Source organism: Halorhabdus sp. CBA1104 (assembly GCF_009690625.1).
Lineage (GTDB): Archaea > Halobacteriota > Halobacteria > Halobacteriales > Haloarculaceae > Halorhabdus.
Genome location: NZ_CP033878.1, coordinates 1,675,411 through 1,692,313, shown reverse-complemented (window position 1 = coordinate 1,692,313; position 16,903 = coordinate 1,675,411). Strand labels below are relative to the sequence as shown.

At 63.4% G+C, this 16,903-nt stretch carries 20 protein-coding genes; 10 read left to right on the top strand and 10 right to left on the bottom strand.

Features of this window, described 5'->3' with window-relative positions; translation table 11 throughout:
• Position 1 precedes the first annotated feature (1 nt).
• From Hrd1104_RS08580 to Hrd1104_RS08570, 3 genes are all read right to left on the bottom strand, one after another.
• Positions 2 to 1,612, bottom strand: coding sequence for a hypothetical protein (locus Hrd1104_RS08580; protein WP_154552371.1), 1,611 nt, complete (start codon positions 1,610 to 1,612; stop codon positions 2 to 4).
• Positions 1,609 to 2,361 carry an ABC transporter ATP-binding protein gene (locus Hrd1104_RS08575; protein ID WP_154552370.1) on the bottom strand — a complete coding sequence of 251 codons (753 nt, stop codon included), beginning with the start codon at positions 2,359 to 2,361 and terminating at the stop codon, positions 1,609 to 1,611. Before Hrd1104_RS08575 ends, Hrd1104_RS08580 begins: the two co-directional genes overlap by 4 nt.
• Before the next feature lie 82 nt (positions 2,362 to 2,443).
• Entirely contained in the window at positions 2,444 to 3,181 is a 738-nt protein-coding gene (locus Hrd1104_RS08570; RefSeq protein WP_154552369.1) for a hypothetical protein, read from the bottom strand.
• Positions 3,182 to 3,280: 99 nt separating this feature from the next.
• Between Hrd1104_RS08570 and Hrd1104_RS08565 the strand changes: the two genes are divergently transcribed.
• A complete protein-coding gene (locus tag Hrd1104_RS08565) occupies positions 3,281 to 3,517 on the top strand; it encodes a hypothetical protein (RefSeq protein WP_154552368.1) in 237 nt (78 codons plus the stop codon).
• Positions 3,514 to 3,867, top strand: coding sequence for a type II toxin-antitoxin system PemK/MazF family toxin (locus Hrd1104_RS08560; RefSeq protein WP_154552367.1), 354 nt, complete (start codon positions 3,514 to 3,516; stop codon positions 3,865 to 3,867). Before Hrd1104_RS08565 ends, Hrd1104_RS08560 begins: the two co-directional genes overlap by 4 nt.
• 22 nt (positions 3,868 to 3,889) lie before the next feature.
• Here Hrd1104_RS08560 and Hrd1104_RS08555 read toward each other — a convergent pair whose 3' ends face one another.
• Positions 3,890 to 4,342: a hypothetical protein gene (locus Hrd1104_RS08555; protein ID WP_154552366.1), complete on the bottom strand. Its 453-nt coding sequence runs from the start codon at positions 4,340 to 4,342 to the stop codon at positions 3,890 to 3,892.
• 270 nt (positions 4,343 to 4,612) lie between these two features.
• On the opposite strand from Hrd1104_RS08555, the gene Hrd1104_RS08550 reads away from it, so the two are divergent.
• The 3 genes from Hrd1104_RS08550 to Hrd1104_RS08540 all read left to right on the top strand — a co-directional run bounded on the left by Hrd1104_RS08550 (position 4,613) and on the right by Hrd1104_RS08540 (position 7,081).
• Positions 4,613 to 5,506, top strand: a complete 894-nt coding sequence (locus Hrd1104_RS08550) for a hypothetical protein (RefSeq protein ID WP_154552365.1) — start codon at positions 4,613 to 4,615, stop codon at positions 5,504 to 5,506.
• A gap of 104 nt (positions 5,507 to 5,610) precedes the next feature.
• The gene (radB, locus tag Hrd1104_RS08545) at positions 5,611 to 6,294 is read left to right on the top strand and encodes a DNA repair and recombination protein RadB (RefSeq protein ID WP_154552364.1); all 684 of its coding nucleotides are present in this window, start codon (positions 5,611 to 5,613) and stop codon (positions 6,292 to 6,294) included.
• Between the two features lie 121 nt (positions 6,295 to 6,415).
• Positions 6,416 to 7,081 (top strand): methyltransferase domain-containing protein, encoded by a 666-nt coding sequence (locus tag Hrd1104_RS08540; RefSeq protein ID WP_154552363.1) that lies wholly within the window; start codon positions 6,416 to 6,418, stop codon positions 7,079 to 7,081.
• A 182-nt stretch (positions 7,082 to 7,263) separates the two neighbouring features.
• Here Hrd1104_RS08540 and phoU read toward each other — a convergent pair whose 3' ends face one another.
• From phoU to Hrd1104_RS08515, 5 genes are read right to left on the bottom strand one after another with little or no spacing between them, the layout of a single operon-like run.
• Positions 7,264 to 7,944, bottom strand: a complete 681-nt coding sequence (gene phoU, locus Hrd1104_RS08535) for a phosphate signaling complex protein PhoU (RefSeq protein ID WP_154552362.1) — start codon at positions 7,942 to 7,944, stop codon at positions 7,264 to 7,266.
• 59 nt (positions 7,945 to 8,003) lie between these two features.
• On the bottom strand, positions 8,004 to 8,867 hold the full coding sequence (gene pstB / locus Hrd1104_RS08530) for a phosphate ABC transporter ATP-binding protein PstB (protein WP_154552361.1): 864 nt from the start codon (positions 8,865 to 8,867) through the stop codon (positions 8,004 to 8,006).
• A 2-nt stretch (positions 8,868 to 8,869) separates the two neighbouring features.
• Positions 8,870 to 10,552 (bottom strand): phosphate ABC transporter permease PstA, encoded by a 1,683-nt coding sequence (pstA, locus tag Hrd1104_RS08525; protein ID WP_154552360.1) that lies wholly within the window; start codon positions 10,550 to 10,552, stop codon positions 8,870 to 8,872.
• Positions 10,552 to 11,556, bottom strand: a complete 1,005-nt coding sequence (pstC, locus tag Hrd1104_RS08520; protein WP_154552359.1) for a phosphate ABC transporter permease subunit PstC — start codon at positions 11,554 to 11,556, stop codon at positions 10,552 to 10,554. The genes pstA and pstC overlap by 1 nt, the downstream gene beginning before the upstream one ends.
• Positions 11,557 to 11,606: 50 nt before the next feature.
• Positions 11,607 to 12,599 (bottom strand): PstS family phosphate ABC transporter substrate-binding protein, encoded by a 993-nt coding sequence (locus Hrd1104_RS08515; RefSeq protein ID WP_154552358.1) that lies wholly within the window; start codon positions 12,597 to 12,599, stop codon positions 11,607 to 11,609.
• A 368-nt stretch (positions 12,600 to 12,967) separates the two neighbouring features.
• Here Hrd1104_RS08515 and Hrd1104_RS08510 point away from each other — a divergent pair, with 368 nt between their 5' ends.
• The 3 genes from Hrd1104_RS08510 (at position 12,968) to Hrd1104_RS08500 (ending at position 15,567) form a co-directional block, all read left to right on the top strand.
• Complete coding sequence (locus tag Hrd1104_RS08510) at positions 12,968 to 13,972, top strand: phosphate uptake regulator PhoU (protein WP_154552357.1); 1,005 nt, start codon at positions 12,968 to 12,970, stop codon at positions 13,970 to 13,972.
• A 78-nt stretch (positions 13,973 to 14,050) separates the two neighbouring features.
• Entirely contained in the window at positions 14,051 to 14,722 is a 672-nt protein-coding gene (locus tag Hrd1104_RS08505) for a helix-turn-helix domain-containing protein (RefSeq protein ID WP_154552356.1), read from the top strand.
• A gap of 86 nt (positions 14,723 to 14,808) precedes the next feature.
• Complete coding sequence (locus Hrd1104_RS08500; RefSeq protein WP_154552355.1) at positions 14,809 to 15,567, top strand: alpha/beta fold hydrolase; 759 nt, start codon at positions 14,809 to 14,811, stop codon at positions 15,565 to 15,567.
• 86 nt (positions 15,568 to 15,653) lie between these two features.
• On the opposite strand, the gene Hrd1104_RS08495 is transcribed toward Hrd1104_RS08500, so the two are convergent.
• Positions 15,654 to 16,025: a 30S ribosomal protein S8e gene (locus Hrd1104_RS08495; protein WP_154552354.1), complete on the bottom strand. Its 372-nt coding sequence runs from the start codon at positions 16,023 to 16,025 to the stop codon at positions 15,654 to 15,656.
• Between the two features lie 90 nt (positions 16,026 to 16,115).
• On the opposite strand from Hrd1104_RS08495, the gene Hrd1104_RS08490 reads away from it, so the two are divergent.
• Together Hrd1104_RS08490 and Hrd1104_RS08485 are read left to right on the top strand one after the other, a co-directional pair.
• Positions 16,116 to 16,556 carry a DUF2240 family protein gene (locus tag Hrd1104_RS08490; RefSeq protein WP_154552353.1) on the top strand — a complete coding sequence of 147 codons (441 nt, stop codon included), beginning with the start codon at positions 16,116 to 16,118 and terminating at the stop codon, positions 16,554 to 16,556.
• A gap of 1 nt (position 16,557) precedes the next feature.
• Positions 16,558 to 16,899, top strand: a complete 342-nt coding sequence (locus Hrd1104_RS08485; protein ID WP_154552352.1) for a hypothetical protein — start codon at positions 16,558 to 16,560, stop codon at positions 16,897 to 16,899.
• The last annotated feature ends 4 nt before the right edge of the window (positions 16,900 to 16,903 follow it).

The following is a 16,903-nucleotide window of genomic DNA, read 5'->3' as shown; positions in this document are numbered from 1 at the left end:
CTCAGAGCAGTTCGGCCGCTGGGACGTATCCATCGAACTGCCTCCCCGCGTATCGAAATCCGAGCCACCCGAACAGCCAGGTCAAGACGACACTGAGGAGGGCGGCCCCGGAGAGCGCCATCGTCCCTGCGCCGCCTCCCACTCCGATCAGGGCTGGTAACGATGCCACGCCGAGCACGATCACGAACAGGACGACAGCGAACGTACTCGGCTCGACCGTCTCCGATGCGCCGGGGATCGACTGCGTTTCGACCGACGGGAAGACGATGCCGGCGGCCAGGGCGATTCCCGGCGCGCCCAGGGCCATCCCGCTACCGACGATCGCCAGGGCAAGGATCGTCAGCGGGGGCGTCCCCAGCAGTGCGCCGAGGACGACCGTCCCGCCGATGGTTGCCGGAAGCCCGACCAGCCAGCCGGCGACGACGAGCCCGGCGAGAAACGACCGCGCGTCGACGCCGGCCGTCAGCGTAATCGGGAGCAGTCCTTCTTCGCCGCCGATCGGATTCAGCGCGAAGGCCGTCCCCGTCGTGACGACACCGGCGGCCGCGGCCCCGTGGGGGAGCCACGGCGGGATCGTCCCGTCCTGAATGGCGAACTGCACGCCGAGCATCGCCAGCGCGAAGTACGGCAGCAGTCCGTACTGGACGATAAACGGCGACCGCCGGGCGCGCAGGACGGATTTTCGGGCGACGGCTCGCGTAGCCCTCGATAGGCGTGTCTCGGGAAGCCAGCCCAGGAGGTCCGTTCCCGCCACCGTCGTGTCCGCTCGCTCCGCGGGCCGGACACGCTCGCCGAACCAGACTCGCCGCGCCAGCCTCGCTCCCCCACCGGCGACGACCGGCACACCGAACCCGAGGACGCCGAGGGCACCCAGCAGGTGGATCGACTGCGGGGCGACGTTCGGCGTCCCGGCGAGGGCGAGATCGCCGAGCCAGGCGGGCGGCAGCGCGAGCAGTGGGTCGACGATCGCCCGAGAGAGGGCGTGGCCCTCCAGGAAGAACATGTAGCCCCCGAACGCCAGGAACGTCCCGACGACGCCCAGCTTGCCGCGGTTGCGCGTGACGAACGTCGATCGCATCGAGACGTATCTGAACGCCATCCCGACGGCGAACCCGACGGCTACCACCAGCGCGAGGACACAGAGTGCGACTGCGGCCAGGACCACCGCCGCTACTGGGGCGCCCGTGCCGAGACCGAACGCGAGGATGGTCACCGCGGCGGGCAGGCCGAGAAACAGGAGCCCGCGGACGGCTTCCGCGCCCATCACACCCACCGCGACCGCCGCCGGCGAGGTCGCGGTCAGCACTGCCCCTGGGGCGTCGAGCGAGCCGCTTCGCTTGACGGTTCGTTGGGCGGCGAGAAAGGTCCCGAACACCAGCACTGCCAGCGCGCCGAGACGCGGCTGGGTCATCGTCGCCAGCCCGTCCTCGGCCACGAGCGAACCCAGGAAGAACCCCATAACACCGCCGATGAGACTGTAGAACAGTCCCACGGCCACGCCGGCGACCAGCTTGTTGGACTCGCTGGTCCGCAGTCGCCGCCAGGTCCGTCTCACCTCCGTCCGGGCGACCAGTATCGCCGCGGCCGCCTGCTGTCTGGGCTCGCGGGTCATTGGTCGGCTGGCGCGGCGACGCTCGATCGCGAGCGAGTCACGTTCAGGAATACGTCCTCCAGATCAGCGCCTTCGCCGGTCATCTCGCCCAACTCGTCCGGTGGGCCCTCGGCGACGAGACGGCCGTCCTGTAGCACGCCGACTTGATCGCCAAGTTCCTCGACGACGGGCAGGATGTGTGTCGAGAGAAACACTGTCACGCCGCGATCGGAGACGTCGGCGATCGTGTCTTTGACCGCCCGCGCTGCGCGTGGATCCAGGCCGGCGGTCGGTTCGTCCAGGAACAGGACATCTGGCTCGTGGAGCAGTGCGCCGATCAGCCCCAGCTTCTGTTTCATCCCTTTCGAGTAGCCCGAGACGGCACGGTCGGCCCCATCAGTGAGTCCAAATCGGTCGAGCAATGACTCGATACGCTCGTCGGCCTCGATGCCGCGCAATCCGGCGACGTACTCCAGATTTTCGCGCCCGGTCAGTTCCGGGTAGACCGGCGGTTCCTCGGGCAGATACCCGATGTGTGGCGTGACGCGCTCGCGGCGGCCGATCGACTCGCCCGCGACGGTCGCCGTGCCGGATGTCGGTTCCTGGAGCGTCGTCAGTATCTGGATCGTCGAGGTCTTGCCGGCACCGTTGGGGCCCAGAAAGCCATAGACGGCACCCTGTGGGACGGTCAGATCCAGACTCCGGACGGCGATTGCCTCGCCGTACTCTTTCCGGAGGGAGTCGGTCTCGATAGCGGGGGATTCGCTCATAGGTGACTGTCCAGACAGAGCCGGCAAACGGGTTTCGGTATCGACTGGCGTGCACGATCCGTCCGACGATGGTCGCCGCGCGTCACTCGGTCCGCTCGCGGTGTTCGGCCAGGGCCTCTTCGATATCCAACTCCCCGCTTGCGACCCGGCGGGCCAGTTGCTCGTCGATCGCTCGATTATCGTCACCGGCCTCTCGGGACCGATCCGTGATCCGCTGGAGTTCCCCAGCGGTCGGTTCGATGTCGATCGAATCGACGCGTTCGCCCTCGATGCGAGCGATGTTGACGGCCGCGAGTACGTCACCCATCCCTCGCGCTCCCGTCCCGAGATACGGCGTTGTCCCCGTTTCGTCGACTACTTCGACTGGGACGTCTTCGAGGTCGTCGACCACGCGGGAGCCGACCAGACGCGCGCCGTCGCCGATCCGAACCAGTGGGTCGGTCGCTCCCTCGATTTCCCGTCGAACTACTGCACCCACCTGATCGGCCGGGACCTGAAACGCGCCGATCACCACATCACCCGCGAGGACGGCGATCCCGGGCTTCTCGCCGGGATCGATCCCGACGATCACCCGGCCGGCGTCCCCCCGCATGATCGCAAGTAGGTCCTCGACGGCCCGCCTCGGCTCGGCGGGGGCGGCCTCGACTACCGCGATGTCGGCTGGCGGATCGACGGCCTCCTCGGGGCCGACGACGACTGCCTCCGTTCGGTCGGGCAGTGGCTCGTCGGGCTCGATCGTCGTGAACGTCACGCCGCGGTCGCGCAGTTCCGTGACCACGCCGTGGTACAGTTCGAAGTCCGCGGTGGCGACGACGATCACGGTTGCCCATCGGGACGGGTGTACTTGGGAGGCTCGATACCTGTCGTATCCCGGCGTGATACAGCAACCTTCATACGACCGTGGGTTATAGTGGGTAATATGAACGTTGACGCCGACGAACTCCAGACCAACGAGACGGACGACCGGGGCCGGATCTATCTCGGAACCGAGTACGCGAACAAGCGGGTCACCGTCGCCGTCGTCGATGTCGAATCCGACGGCCCTGACGAGGACGAACTGGCGGCCGCGTACCGCGAGGCGTCGGACGCCGCCGACGACCTTGCCGAGCAGTGGGACGAAGCGTCGACAGAGGCCTGGCGAGAAATCGACGAATGAGCGACGCGCCCGAGGTTCGACGAGGCGATGTTGTCGTCGTTCGACTCGATCCCGCCGAGGGTCACGAGATGACGAAAACGCGGCCCGCCGTCGTCGTCCAGAACGATGTCGGGAACGCGAATTCGAGTACCACAATCGTCGCGCCGGCAACGGGAACCTATCGGGGCTACCCCTTCGAAGTGCTTGTCGAGGCAACGGACTCGCCGTTCGAGAAGGATTCCTCGATCCGACTTGACCAGATCCGCGTCGTTTCGATCGAAAAGCGGATTCACTCGGTGCTTGGGCAGTTAGACAGAGACACGATGAGCGAGATCGACGATGCGCTGGCGCTGAGTCTCGGACTCGAGTGATCCCCTTCCACGACGCGGCGCTTCAGGCACACCAACCTCTTTGAGACCCGAGTAATTCGGCTGTCGTCTCGGCAGTGGGATCGTAACTGTCGAGCACCGCCGTCGCCTCGTCAGCCGTCACGTATGCGAGGTCCGCGAGGAGCTCCCGGACGCCGGCCATCGAGCTGGCCAGTCCCACTTGCGTGCCGACCACGAGGACCGACCGGAACCGATCGCGCTCGAACGTATCGCGGAGTTCGAACATGTCCACCTGTCGGGCATCTTCGACTCCGCGTTCCCCCAGGAGCGTCACGAGCGACTCGCTGACCTCGATAGCGACTGTTTCGCCCGTTTCCTGCAGGACGAGCGTGTCCCGGCCGGCACCTGCCCCCACGTCGAGTACCGGCGGTTCGAACGTCGCCGTGAGCCATTCCCGGTCGGGGTCACCGAAGTACAGTTCCCCGATCGGGTGTGCCTGGCCCGCCTCGCCGTCCACTAGAACAGCGGCTGTTCTCGCTCGTCGCGGTGATGAGCCAGGAGTGCCTGCCCGAACGGGTCCGCCATGTACTGCCGATCGGGTGGCTGAAAATAAGTATATCTGAAATGTGACAACGAGTACCGTGTGACATGATAGCATTAGTTACACCGTCAGGTGGTCAGCTGTGGCAGGCCCAGACAGCCCCCTGGTGAGTTCTCCGTCGACCTATTCGACTCCTCACGACCCCCGTACGAAAAATGTTAGTCTTTCGGCTGTTTACTGCCCCGTATGGATCAGTTCGGCCGATCAGACTCACGTCGGTCGGACCCGACGGCCGCGTCCGGTGTTGCAGTCGCGGAACGCGTCGACACGACGTACGCCCTCGCGAGTGGACTGTACGTGGCTGGGCTAGTGACTCCGGGGGCTCTCGCTCTGGTGGGATACGCAGGGCTCGACGACGCGGCGGCACTGTACGTCGCGTTTCTTACTCTCGTCACCGTGACCACGATCGGGTCTGCCTTCATCGTCTGTCGGCTGGCGGGAGTACCCGAATGGGTTGGGCGATCGCTACGCCAGTGGGCCTTCGTCGCGGTGGCTGGCATCACAGCGGGCGGTTACATCGCCGTCGGCGGAGTGGTTGGCTTCCCATTCGAGACGACATTCCTGGCCGCGTTCGTCGTCGCTGTTGTCGGTGGCTTGTTCGGGCTCTTGCTGGCGGCGATGTCCCGGGCACGATATGTCGACGCAGTCGTTGTCGACGAGCCGATTGAATCTGAGTGGGCGGCTGGGTGGCCGCGGCGGTGGCAGATCGGTGCTTGGGGGACTGGCCTGGCGTTGATGACCCTCGGGCTCGTCACGTTCCTTGATTCAGCCCCCGGTGGCACCGCCGTTGCAGTCCTCGGCGGCATCGGTTATGTGTCCGGTTCGGCCCTGCTGAACTTCGGGCAGCCTTGGACCTACCGGGTTAGACCGTCTGGACTGGAGCGGACGAGGTCTGTGATCCGTCGGCTGGAGCGTTGGGGTCGGATCGTAAGCGTCGAGAAGACCGAAACGACGCTCGTCATCCGACGACGTGGTTGGTGGCGGCCGCCAATATACTGTGCCTGGTCCGATCTCGATGACGCGGAAACTGTCCGTGAGGATCTCGAACGATACGTTTCCGGCAGTGACCGGGCCCGCTGATTCGTCCCTTTCGGTAGCACGCAGTCAGCTCTTGTTCAGGGACACTCGACCGGACAGGGGGCGATCCGCGGGGTTTTTGCACGGGCCGCCAGTACGTCCGGGCAGTGAGCGACCCGATCTCAACTGGCTGTAGGGCCGTCGACGACCTGCTTGGCGGCGGCCTCGAACGCGGTGCCGTCACCCAGATCTACGGCCCGCCTGCGGCGGGGAAGACGAACCTCGCACTCGGGGCGGCCGTCGAGACGGCCGTAGCCGGAGAGTCAGCACTCTATCTCGACACGGAGGGTGTCTCGATCGATCGCATGCAGCAACTGGCCGACGCCCGCGGCGACGTCGAGGAGCTTGCCTCCCGGATCATCCTCACCGACGCCCACACCTTCGAGGAACAGCAGGAGGCCGTCCGTGACGCCGAGGAGTTCGGCGAGCAAGTCGACCTGATCGTCCTCGATAGCGCGACGGGCTTTTATCGCCTGGAACGGACCGAACAGGAAGACGGCGAAGCGTTGCGGGCGGTTGCCCGCCAGATCACGCACTTGCTCAGCCTGGCCCGCAAACACGATCTCGCGGTCGCGTTTACCAATCAAGTGTTTTCCGACCCCGAGAGCGATCAAATTCGTGCCCTCGGTGGCCACACACTCAACCACTGGTCGTCGGTGGTCCTCCGACTCGATCGGTTTCGGGGCGGCAAGCGCCGGGCAACCCTGGAGAAACACCACGCCAAAGCGACGGGTGACACCGCACGCTTTCAGATTACGGACGCGGGCCTTTCCGGTATCGAGGACGCGTAGCGTCGCCCGGACCCGGCGGATTTTTGTCCAGGCCCGTTGTGGCCGGTACAATGGACGCTGCGGAAGACGCCTACGGACAGGCGATTCGTGACTACGACGAGGGGGCGAGGAGGGTTTCGAGATCATCGAACGCGACGATGGATTCGTCGCGCCGTCGTCCGGCCCGGCCACCTACTTCTCGGAATACGACGAGTGGGGAGCAGACGAACAGACTGCACTCGGTCATCTCCAGGGGTCGGTTCTCGACGTTGGCTGTGGGGCCGGGCGACACGCCCTGTACGCACAGCGCCAGGGCCACGACGTGACGGGGATCGACGTCTCGCCGGGCGCAGTCGAAGTGAGTCGTGCCCGTGGCCTCGAATGTGTCGAGCAGTGTGACGTCGCTGAGGTTGAGGATGCGTTCGCCGCCGACACGTTCGAGACTGTGCTCATGCTCGGGACCAATTTCGGACTGGTCGGCACTGCCGAGACCGCGCCGGACGTGCTTGGGGCCCTGGCGACGGTCACGACCGACCGTGGCCGCATTTTGGCCCAGAGTCGTGATCCACACGACACTGACGAGCCACACCATCGCGAGTATCATGCCTTCAACCGGGAGCGGGGCCGCCTACCCGGAGCGCTTCGGATGCGAACGCGCTACAAGACCTATGCGACGCCGTGGTTCGACTATCTGCTCGTCTCGCCGACGGAGATGGACCACGTTCTCGAAGCGACCGGCTGGACACGAACGGAGACGTGGGAGGGCGACGACGGGCTGTACACCGCGATGCTGGAGAAGGATGAGTAATAGGTGAGCATACGCGGCGCTTGCGCCACGTTTCGCCGAGCGCCACAGGCGCTCGGATGTTTTTGGTCCAGCTTTTTGCGAGTCGAGCGGGACCGGAGGTCCCGCTGACCATGCGAACGGACGCTCCGCGTCCGTGAGCAGAGCGCGTTCGCTTGCGAACCCGTCGAAGTAAAAAGGTGGTCTCAGTAGATCAGCGCGTCGTCGTTGTCGACCATGTACAGCGTCCGGGCGGCGATGTTGACCGCGTGGTCGCCGACGCGTTCGAGGTCACGGATCGTCAACAGAAGGCGAGAGACGTCACGCATGAGGGATTCGACTTCCTGTTCTGCGGTTTCGGCGTCGATCTCCCGCTCGATGAGATTTCGCATGACGGTATCGGAGGCGTCTTGACACAGCATGTCGACGTCGTCGTCGCGGTCGCCGATCGCATAACAGAGATCCGTGTCCTCCTCCGCGTAGGCGTCCATCGCCTGCTCGTTCATCGTAACGACTTCCTCGCCGATCGCCTGGACGTCGACGTCGGGGTACATGTCTTGTTCGGCTTCGAGGGCGTACTCGCCGAGGTTGACCGCGAGATCGGCGACGCGCTCGAGATCGGTGATGATCTTGAAGGAGGCAGCGATAAAGCGCAGATCGCCGGCGACGGGTTGCTGGAGCGCGATCAGGTTGACACACTCCCGTTCGAGATCGAGATAGAGCTGGTTGATCTCCTCGTCGCCGTCGATGACTTCTCGAGCGAGCTCTTCGTCTTTCGTTTCGAGTGCATCCAACCCGAGTGTGAGCCGATCGTGGACGACCTCGCTCATGTAGAGGACGTCCTCGCGCAAATCCTCGAGTTGCTCTTGGTATTCTTCGCGTGGCATGGTTGGTGGTGGGTGGGTGTCCGGTAAGTGTGTTGTCCTTTGGCCAATGTCGGCGAACGTTACCCGAACTTGCCGGTGATGTAGTCCTCGACGCGCTGGTTTTCGGGGTTCTCGAAGATTTTGTCGGTGTCGTCGTACTCGACGAGTTCTCCACCGGTGAGGAACACGGCCGTCTGATCGGATATCCGGGCGGCCTGTTGCATGTTGTGGGTGACGATGACGACGGTGTAGGATTCGGCGAGTTCCTCGATGAGGTCCTCGATCTTCGAGGTCGCGATCGGGTCAAGCGCCGAGGCAGGTTCGTCCATCAGGATGACCTCGGGGTCGACGGCGATCGCCCGGGCGATGCAGAGGCGCTGCTGTTGGCCGCCCGAGAGGTCAAGTGCCGACTCGTCAAGTTGATCCTTTACTTCGTCCCAGAGTGCGGCGCGTTTCAGCGCCGTCTCGACCCGTTCATCGAGATTCTCAGTGTCGTCTTGAATCCGAAGCCCGTAGGCGACGTTATCGTAAATCGATTTGGGGAAGGGATTTGGATGCTGGAAGACCATTCCGATCTTCCGGCGCAGGGCGACGGGATCGACGTCGTCGTCGTAGACGTTCTTGCCCTCAAAGCGCAACTCGCCGTCGATCCGGGCGGCGTCGATGAGGTCGTTCATCCGATTGATACAGCGCAGGAACGTCGACTTCCCACAGCCCGAGGGACCGATCATCGCGGTCACTCGGTTCGACGGAATCTCCATCGAAACCTCCTGGATCGCCTGTGTTTCCCCGTAGTGGACGTCCAGGTTGCGGGTCTCGATGACGGTATGACTCTCTTCTGTCGTGGGGTCGTCCCCTTCACCGAGGCCGCCACGGCCGGGTGCTGTCGAGATGAGTTGCTCGTCGTTCGATGCTGGGTCGGGTGAAGTGTTCTCCTGTGACATCCTCAGGCCTCCGTTTCGTATTTGTTTCGTAGCAGAATCGCCACCGAGTTCATCGTCAGCAGCACGATCAACAACGTGACGACGCCCGCCGCGGTCACGCCATGTTGGAACGCATCGCCGGGAAGCGACGACCAGGTGTAGATCTGCATCGGCATCGCACTCACGCTCGAGAAGAAGCCGCTGGGTGGACTCGACGTACTCGTCGCGACGCCGACCATGATCAGTGGCGCAGTCTCCCCGATCGCACGCCCCAGTGCGAGGATCGTCCCCGTCAACATGCCGGGCAACGCCTCCGGAATCACCACGTTTCGGACCGTCTGCCATTTCGTGGCCCCCATCCCGTAGGACGCCTGTCGAAGCGATCCCGGGACTGCCCGAACGGCTTCCTGCGCGGAGATGATGACGATGGGGAGGATGAGCAACGAGAGGGTGAACGTGGCTGTGAGGACTGTCCCGACGCCGATCCCGGTGTAGATGAACGGAAGCGGGACTTCGACTCCCACAAAGGGGATCGTCAGCGACTCCAGGCGCATGTTGACGAAGATCCCCAGTCCCAGCAACCCGTAGACGACGGAGGGAACGCCCGCGAGGTTGGAGATGTTGATCTGGATGATTCGCGTGATTCCGGCCAGCGGTCCGCTGGAAGGGGCGTACTCCTCTAAGTAGATGGCCGCGCCGACCCCCAGCACGAAGGTGAGGATGGCGACTAAGACGATCATGAACACTGAGCCGACGATCGCTGGATAGAGCCCTGCGTTGGCGGCTGTGCCCGTCACTGGGTCACTGGTGAGAAACTGCCAGTCCAGCCACGGTTCCGGTCGGCGGAAGCCAAACGCGCCGACGATCGTCCGTCCGAGTACGAACCCGCCAAACAGGATCGCCGGAAGGGCAAAGGCAGGCCGGCGGGCCTGATCCCGGATCGTGTTGGTGACCGCGACGGCGACTGGGACGGCGAAGACGACCAGTAGTGTCAGCCAGACGGTCCGGGAGATGATGGCCACTCGATCGATCACCGGGATGCCGGCGATCGCGACGGCCGGCAGCGCCACAGCGGCCCCGAGTGTCATCCGCTTGCCGTACTCGAACAGCGACCGGAGGACGAACGCGAGGATCGCTGCCCCAGGGAGCACGACCGAGACGAACATGATCCCGGGCCCACCGAGCAGGCCGGCGATGTTCGTCAACACGGAGAGGGCGAGCGTCCCGACCACTGGGCCGCCCAGCAAGACGAGAAGAATACCGAGCCCGGTCCAGTTCGCTTCAGTATCGTATCGCCCGTAGGCGTACAGCGCCCCGGCGGGCGCAAAAACCGTCAGGAAGTACGCGAACCAGACGTTTGGCCCTGCGATGACGAGGAGGACGAGTACCGTTCCGATAGCCCCGAGCAGACCGCCGACCGTCCCGCTAACGAGTTCGAGCGCTGCCTCGGCGACGGCCGGACGTGTCCGCGCGTACCAGCCAAAGGCAGCCGTCGGGACGAGCACCGTCGCCCCGAAGGTGAGGTACCAGCCTGTGCCGGCACTCCAGAGGCCGAAGGCGTCCCAGAACACGAACGTCAGGAGCGACGCGAGTGCGATCAGCCCCAGTACTGATGCCCCGGCTGAGAGATACTGGAACGCGATCCCTCTCAGGCGGTTTACCTCGCCAAACGCCGACCCGCCGGACGCGTTCGATTCGGCCGCCATCACTCGTATTCCTCCCTGTACCGCGCCGCGATGCGATCACTCAACACGTTCATGGCCAAAGTGATAACGAACAGCGTCAGCCCGATCGCGTACATCGCGTCGTAACTGATCGACCCGCCTGCGAGGTCCCCACCGGCGATGTCGATCATCTTCGAGGTCATCGTTGCCATGCTGTCGGCATATAGACCGATGATGTCTGTCGGAGCGACGTACGGGATGCCGAACAGCGATTCCGTCGCAGGCAGTTTCAGCGGACTCGTCCCCGCTGCCAGGGTGACGGCCATCGTCTCACCGACAGCCCGGGAGATCGCCAGGATGAACGCCGACGCGATGCCCGAGATCGCCGCCGGAACGACGATCGTCGTCGAAACACTGAATTTCGTGGCCCCGAGCCCGTAGCCTGCCTGCCGGAGCGAGTCCGGCACGGATGACATCGCGTCCTCGCTGATCGACGAGACCATCGGAATGATGAGGATTCCCACGACGATCGACGCTGAGAGTCCGTTGAACAGTCCCAGCGTGGGAATCTCGACACCAAGTATCCCGCTAAGCCAGCCGATAACGACGTTGAGTGCTGGCGTGATATACACCAAAGCGAAGTACCCGTAGACGACCGTGGGGACTCCGGCCAACACTTCGAGCAGCGGCTTGAGGATCGCTCGGACGCGTGGACTGGCGTACTCGCTAAGGTAGATTGCCGTCAACACGCCCAGTGGAATCGCAATGACTGCCGCTCCGATCGTGATCAGGAGCGTGCCGACCACCAGCGGGAGGACGCCGAACACTTCGCGTTGGACGTTGAAGGTCGTCCCCGACAGGAATTCGACGGTAGAGTACTGGCCGAAAAAGCCGGCCGCGTCGATGGTCAATACGAGGATGATCCCGACCGTCGTCAGGATTGATATCACGGCCGAGGCGAAAAAAAGCGCGTGATAAATGGATTCACGGGTTGTCCGTGTTCCGTGACCGCCGGTCAGATCCGGGGATTCCCTTTCAGCACTCATCTATGGTCCGTGCGTTCTCATCTGTGGGTGAAAAGCGACTCGGAACGATCTTACTGGGCCGACTCGATCGCTGAGTCGAGTTCCTCGAGTTCCCGTTCCTTCTCTTCTTCGGTATTCGGGACGTACCCGACCGTATCCGCGACCAGTTCTTGGTTCGTACTCTCCTCGGCGAAGAACCGGCAGAACTCCGCGACCTCGTCCCGTTCGAGGGCACTCTCGGCGACGTAGGTGAACAGGGGTCGCGACAGTGGCTGGTACTCGCCGGTCCGGGCGTTCTCTAAGGACGGCTCGACGCACCCATCGCCGTTGTCGATCGAGACGGCGTTCACTGTGTCTTGGTTGTCGGCATAGTAGGCGAATCCGAAGTACCCGATAGCGTACTTGTCGCGCTGGACGCCGGCGAGGATTTCGTTGTCCCGCTCGGTCGCAGAGTAGTCCGAGGTGTGGTTTGTCTCCTCGCCGACGATCGTCTCCTTGAAGTAATCGAACGTGCCGGAGGTCCTGGCCGCGCCAAAGCGGTTGATCGGCTCGTCGGGCCAGGAGGAATCGACGTCGCTCCAGGTCTGGGCACCGTCTTCCCGCCAGATCTCGGCGAGCTGCTCGACCGTCATGCACTCGACCCAGTCGTTGTCGTTGTTGACGATGACCGTCACGGCGTCGCTCGCTACCTTGATTTCGTGAGGCGTGACGTCATTCTGAGAGCACTGATCCTGTTCGCTGTCGGTAATCGGTCGGGATGCGTTGTTGATGACCGAGTTTCCGAGACAGAAGTGGTTACTGAACCCACCACCGCTCCCGGTCCGGTTGATGGGGATGGTCACGTCCGGATTCTCTGCTTCGAACTGGTTGATGACCTCGACGGCCAGGGGATACACCGTACTCGAACCGGTCATCTTGAACTCGCCCGACAGCGAGCTCCCGCCCGTGGTCGTCGTTCCGCTTTGTTCGGTACAGCCAGCCAGCGCCAGTGAACTCACACTCGCGGTTCCGGCTCCGATCAGAAACTGTCGCCGCGACACGTCTCGACCTGGATCCCGTGTCATTACCTCCAATACCGTCCTCATTAGAGTAAATACCCTACTATTATTTCTCTTATCTCTATATAGACCTATATATTTATTCGGATCGCCGATCGTTGGACGTCCTCGACCGATCTTCGGCCACGCGGCGACGATCCGATAGGCGTGTCACTCTCGTGGGTACTCCGTTGGCTGAGGTCGCCTGCTACAGATCTCTCTACCCATGAATCGCCGTTATACGGTGTTTTGTGGGGGATAAGCGGACTCTCGCTGGAGGACTTTCCTGTAGTGCTCGTGGCTTCATACCAGCATATAGCAGTATATATCTATTTATAGGAGAAAATATATAGGTATGAAATGATTTATATTCCTCCTTCGGCTTACGTCGTGATATGGAGACCCGCAAGGTCCAGGTGACGGGCGGCTCGACGTATACCGTCTCGCTTCCCAAAGGATGGGCGACAGAGAACGAGGTCAGTGCGGGCAGCATCGTCGAATTCCACTCTGAGGAGGATTTCCTGTTGCTCTCGCCGAGGGACGAGGAAGAGCGAACCCGAGGGGTCCTCGACGTGAGCGGGCTGACGGCCGAGACCGAACTGACACGGGCGGTCATGACGATGTACGTCAGTGGGTTCGACATCATCGAACTGGAAGCGGCGCGGATCACTGCCGCCCAGCGCCGGATCGTCCGGGACGCGACCCAGGGCCTGGTCGGGCTGGAAGTCATCGAGGAGACCGGCGAGCGGGTCGTCTTGCAGGACTTGCTCGATTCGTCGGAGTTGTCGGTCCACAACGCGATTACGCGGATGCGGTTGGTCTCGCTGACGATGACCGAGGACGCTGTGATGGCCCTCGTCGAGAACGACGCCGATCTCGCCCAGGACGTCAGGGAGCGCGACGACGACGTCGACCGCTTGTGGTACATGGTCTCGCGGGTGTTTCGGACGGTGCTACGTGATCCGACCACCGCCACCGAGATTGGGTTCCCGCGGGAGACGGTTTTCGACTATCAGTCTGCTGCCAGGCAACTCGAACGGATCGCCGACCACGCCGACAAGATTGCCGGGATCGCCAGCGAGATCGGCGACGTTCCATCAGAGGAGGCACAAGCGCTCGACGAACTCCGTGAAATCGCCGTTTCCGTCCCCGAGACCGCGATGGACGCGCTGCTGGCCGATGACTCCGACGAGGCGGTCGAACTCGCGAACGAAGCCCGGAGCCGGATCCCAGAGGTCGATCGAGAGGCCCGTGACGTGGACAATCTCATCCGCGAGTTCGACGACCCACAGCGTGCCCATCGCCTCGGGCTCATCGTCGACTCGTTGTCCCGGACGGCCGACTACGGGAGCAACATCGCCGAGAGCGCACTGCAAAAGGCCGCACCGCGGCCGTCGTAGCAAGCGGACACCGCTGGTTTTTCGACAGCTATCGGTGTGTTTCAACAGCCATTTGGACGTCCCGGCCCTGACATGTCCATGGCCCTGCGTGCCACCTACGAGATTACCTGCGAGCACCTGCCGTTCGTCTCCATGGTGGCCTCGGTCCCGGACGCGACTCTCCTGGTCCGCTTGGTTCCCAGCCAGGACGAATACACACCGTTCATCGTTACTGTCCAAGAGGGGCCGGCTCCGGCTGTTGAGAAAGCCTTCGACGAGGCGATGTTCGTGGCCGGATACACACGTCTCGACGAGTCCGATGCGCCACCGCAGTACAAGGTGTTGCCAGCCCTGAGTATGAGTGATCACTTTCCCGAGGACTTCGACGTGGGTGGGCTGAAAGCCCTGGCCGATACTGACTCCCTCGTCGATGAGATCCGGGTGACACAGACCGGCTGGATCCAGTCCGGCTGCTTCGCAGATCGGGCGACTCTCGCGGAGTTTCAGTCGTTTTGGGAGCGCCACGGTAGCTTCCGCCTCCGTCGGATCAAGCCGGTCTCACGTCCACATGCAGAAGCTGACGGGCTGACCGAGCCCCAGCGCGAGGCACTTCTCGCGGCCGCGGAACAGGGCTACTTCGCCGTGCCCAGGGACGCATCGCTGGCCGACATCGCAGCCGGTCTCGATATCAGCGCGTCCTCGCTCTCCGAGCGACTCCGACGAGGCCAACTCGCACTGATCGAGACGTACTTCGATGGCCCGGATGCGTGATCTACGGCTCGGATTCTTGTTCCCACTTGAATGGCCGCATGACTGAGAGTTAGTCTTAGTCTCGCCCGTCCCCGAGCGATCGATCCATGCAAACGGTGACGTCCGCAGACGGTACACGTATCGCCTACGAACGACGCGGTGAGGGAGCGCCGCTTATCCTCCTGCACGGTTCCAGCGCCGACCGCCACAGTTTCCGGCCGTTGATTCCCCATCTGGCCGACGAACAGACGCTCATCGTCCCAGATCGCCGTGGGCGCGGTGACAGCGAGGACGGATCCCACTACAGTCTCGACCGCGAGATCGAGGATCTGCGCGCTCTCGTTGCCGCAGTCGACGGGACTCCCTCCGTATTTGGCCATTCTTTCGGGGGGCTCGTCGCGCTGGCGGCCGCGCCGGACCTCTCCATCGAGCGTCTCGTCCTCTATGAACCGGCCGTGCTGGTCGGCGAGCATCGGGATAACGACCTTGCCAACCGCATGCAGGACCGCCTCGATGCGGGCGAACGCCGCGAGTCACTCCGGTTGTTTGTCGAAGAAGCCGGCGGGGTGCCTGACGTGACTGCCCTTCCGTGGTGGCCAGATGAGGCACCGCTCGATCGCGTCGAGACCGTCGTTCGAGAGACTCGCGCCGTCGAGAACTACCGGATCTCGGAACTGCCCGTCGTCGATGCCCCAACACTACTCTTGACGGGTAAACGCGGGCCGGACCACCTTCGGGACGCCGTCGGAGCGCTTTCGGACCGACTCTCGGATGTCTGCGTTATCCCGTTCGACGACGTCGGACACATGGGGATCGAGGCGGCACCCGAACGGGTCGGCGACGCTCTCAACACTTTCCTCGGGTAAGTATCGCCATTACTGTCGAACCGTCGTCTTGTCCCTCGAAATCGCACACTGCTTGAGACAGTCTGCCTCGACAAAACGAGTCGCAGTTATTCGAGCAGTTCGGCGTTGACCTGGCCGTCCTGGCCGGGTCGGGAGGTTACGCGGGCCTCGCCCTCGCTGGTCTCGATGACTGCGCCTTTCGTGATGATGTTCCGCCGGACGTAGTTGGGGTTGGCGGGGTTCTCGACGACGTTCTCGATCTCGGCGCTGATGGTCCCGTCGTCGGTCGCCACGCTGGCGACGTCCGTCGCGATGGTCCGGACTTTCTCGGTGCCACCACGCGCGTCGACGAACTTGAGTTTCTGCTCGCCGACTTCCGTCTCGGTCGGCTCGTCACCGAGTTCGTGTTTGCGTTTGTTTCGGGCGTGTCGGCGTCGACCACCGGTGCGCTTGCGCGTCGAGCGTCCCTGGAATTTCATACCGAAAGCAAGTGCGAGGGCGTACTTCAACCCCTCGAATCTGGGCCGCGATCGTCAAGTTTAGAAGCGCGAGCGGCCCACCTCGGCGTAATGAGCCTCCGAACAGCCGTCGCTGCCCCGTTCGTCCAGGCCGGGACGAATCGTCTTCCCCGCAGCGATTTCGTCGTCGACCTCTCTTTAGACCGGGACTGGGTGTCGCCCGAGCAGGCAAAGCGACTCATCGATGTCGCCGCCAGCGAAGGGCTGCTCACGGTCGAAGAACAGACCCTCGAACTCACCTTCGATCACGCTTCGGTGACGGTCCCACCTGATTTCGTCCCCGACGAGTCCATCCTCCGGGAGCGTTCGACGTTCGAACGCGTTCTCGATGCACTCCTCGCCGAAGGCATCGACAAACAGGAAGCCGTCGCGGCCATCAACGGCCTCCAGTCAGACCTCGCGATCACGCTGGAAGCCGCGGCTGTCCTCTACGCTCGCCGCCAGGGTATCGACGTCAGTGAGGCCCCAAACCAAGCGATCGAGGGGCGCTGAGATGGTTCGGGATCGGCTTCCCGACGGCGACCGCATTGCTGAGGTCCTCCGTGCGGAGATCGACGGCCGCGAGACGGCCGGCCTCGAACGCTTCTCGATCGAGGCGACAGGGGACGATACGACGATCGTCTGCGATGAGAGCCCACTGGCCGAGATAGTTCCCCGCGAAACGGGCGTCGAGATACGATTTCCCGAAGGCACAACAGCCGTTCGATCGGCTGCCGAACATACCAGTCTCGAAGTCGAGGAGACGGAAGGCCCAGTCGTGGTCGTCGTCGACTCGGCCGCGGAAACGAAGGCTGCCGTCGATCTGCTCGTCGCGGTCGTCGATCGCTTGCCGTGAGTAC

Bases quoted from the DNA above. Each gene is read 5' to 3' on its own strand.
- pstC (WP_154552359.1), bottom strand. From the start codon at position 11,556: ATGAGTGCTGAAAGGGAATCCCCGGATCTGACCGGCGGTCACGGAACA.
- Hrd1104_RS08550 (WP_154552365.1), top strand. From the start codon at position 4,613: ATGGATCAGTTCGGCCGATCAGACTCACGTCGGTCGGACCCGACGGCC.
- Hrd1104_RS08505 (WP_154552356.1), top strand. From the start codon at position 14,051: ATGGCCCTGCGTGCCACCTACGAGATTACCTGCGAGCACCTGCCGTTC.
- Hrd1104_RS08575 (WP_154552370.1), bottom strand. From the start codon at position 2,361: ATGAGCGAATCCCCCGCTATCGAGACCGACTCCCTCCGGAAAGAGTAC.
- phoU (WP_154552362.1), bottom strand. From the start codon at position 7,944: ATGCCACGCGAAGAATACCAAGAGCAACTCGAGGATTTGCGCGAGGAC.
- Hrd1104_RS08515 (WP_154552358.1), bottom strand. From the start codon at position 12,599: ATGACACGGGATCCAGGTCGAGACGTGTCGCGGCGACAGTTTCTGATC.
- Hrd1104_RS08510 (WP_154552357.1), top strand. From the start codon at position 12,968: ATGGAGACCCGCAAGGTCCAGGTGACGGGCGGCTCGACGTATACCGTC.
- Hrd1104_RS08495 (WP_154552354.1), bottom strand. From the start codon at position 16,025: ATGAAATTCCAGGGACGCTCGACGCGCAAGCGCACCGGTGGTCGACGC.
- Hrd1104_RS08500 (WP_154552355.1), top strand. From the start codon at position 14,809: ATGCAAACGGTGACGTCCGCAGACGGTACACGTATCGCCTACGAACGA.
- pstB (WP_154552361.1), bottom strand. From the start codon at position 8,867: ATGTCACAGGAGAACACTTCACCCGACCCAGCATCGAACGACGAGCAA.
- Hrd1104_RS08485 (WP_154552352.1), top strand. From the start codon at position 16,558: ATGGTTCGGGATCGGCTTCCCGACGGCGACCGCATTGCTGAGGTCCTC.
- Hrd1104_RS08490 (WP_154552353.1), top strand. From the start codon at position 16,116: ATGAGCCTCCGAACAGCCGTCGCTGCCCCGTTCGTCCAGGCCGGGACG.
- Hrd1104_RS08560 (WP_154552367.1), top strand. From the start codon at position 3,514: ATGAGCGACGCGCCCGAGGTTCGACGAGGCGATGTTGTCGTCGTTCGA.
- pstA (WP_154552360.1), bottom strand. From the start codon at position 10,552: ATGGCGGCCGAATCGAACGCGTCCGGCGGGTCGGCGTTTGGCGAGGTA.
- Hrd1104_RS08580 (WP_154552371.1), bottom strand. From the start codon at position 1,612: ATGACCCGCGAGCCCAGACAGCAGGCGGCCGCGGCGATACTGGTCGCC.
- Hrd1104_RS08565 (WP_154552368.1), top strand. From the start codon at position 3,281: ATGAACGTTGACGCCGACGAACTCCAGACCAACGAGACGGACGACCGG.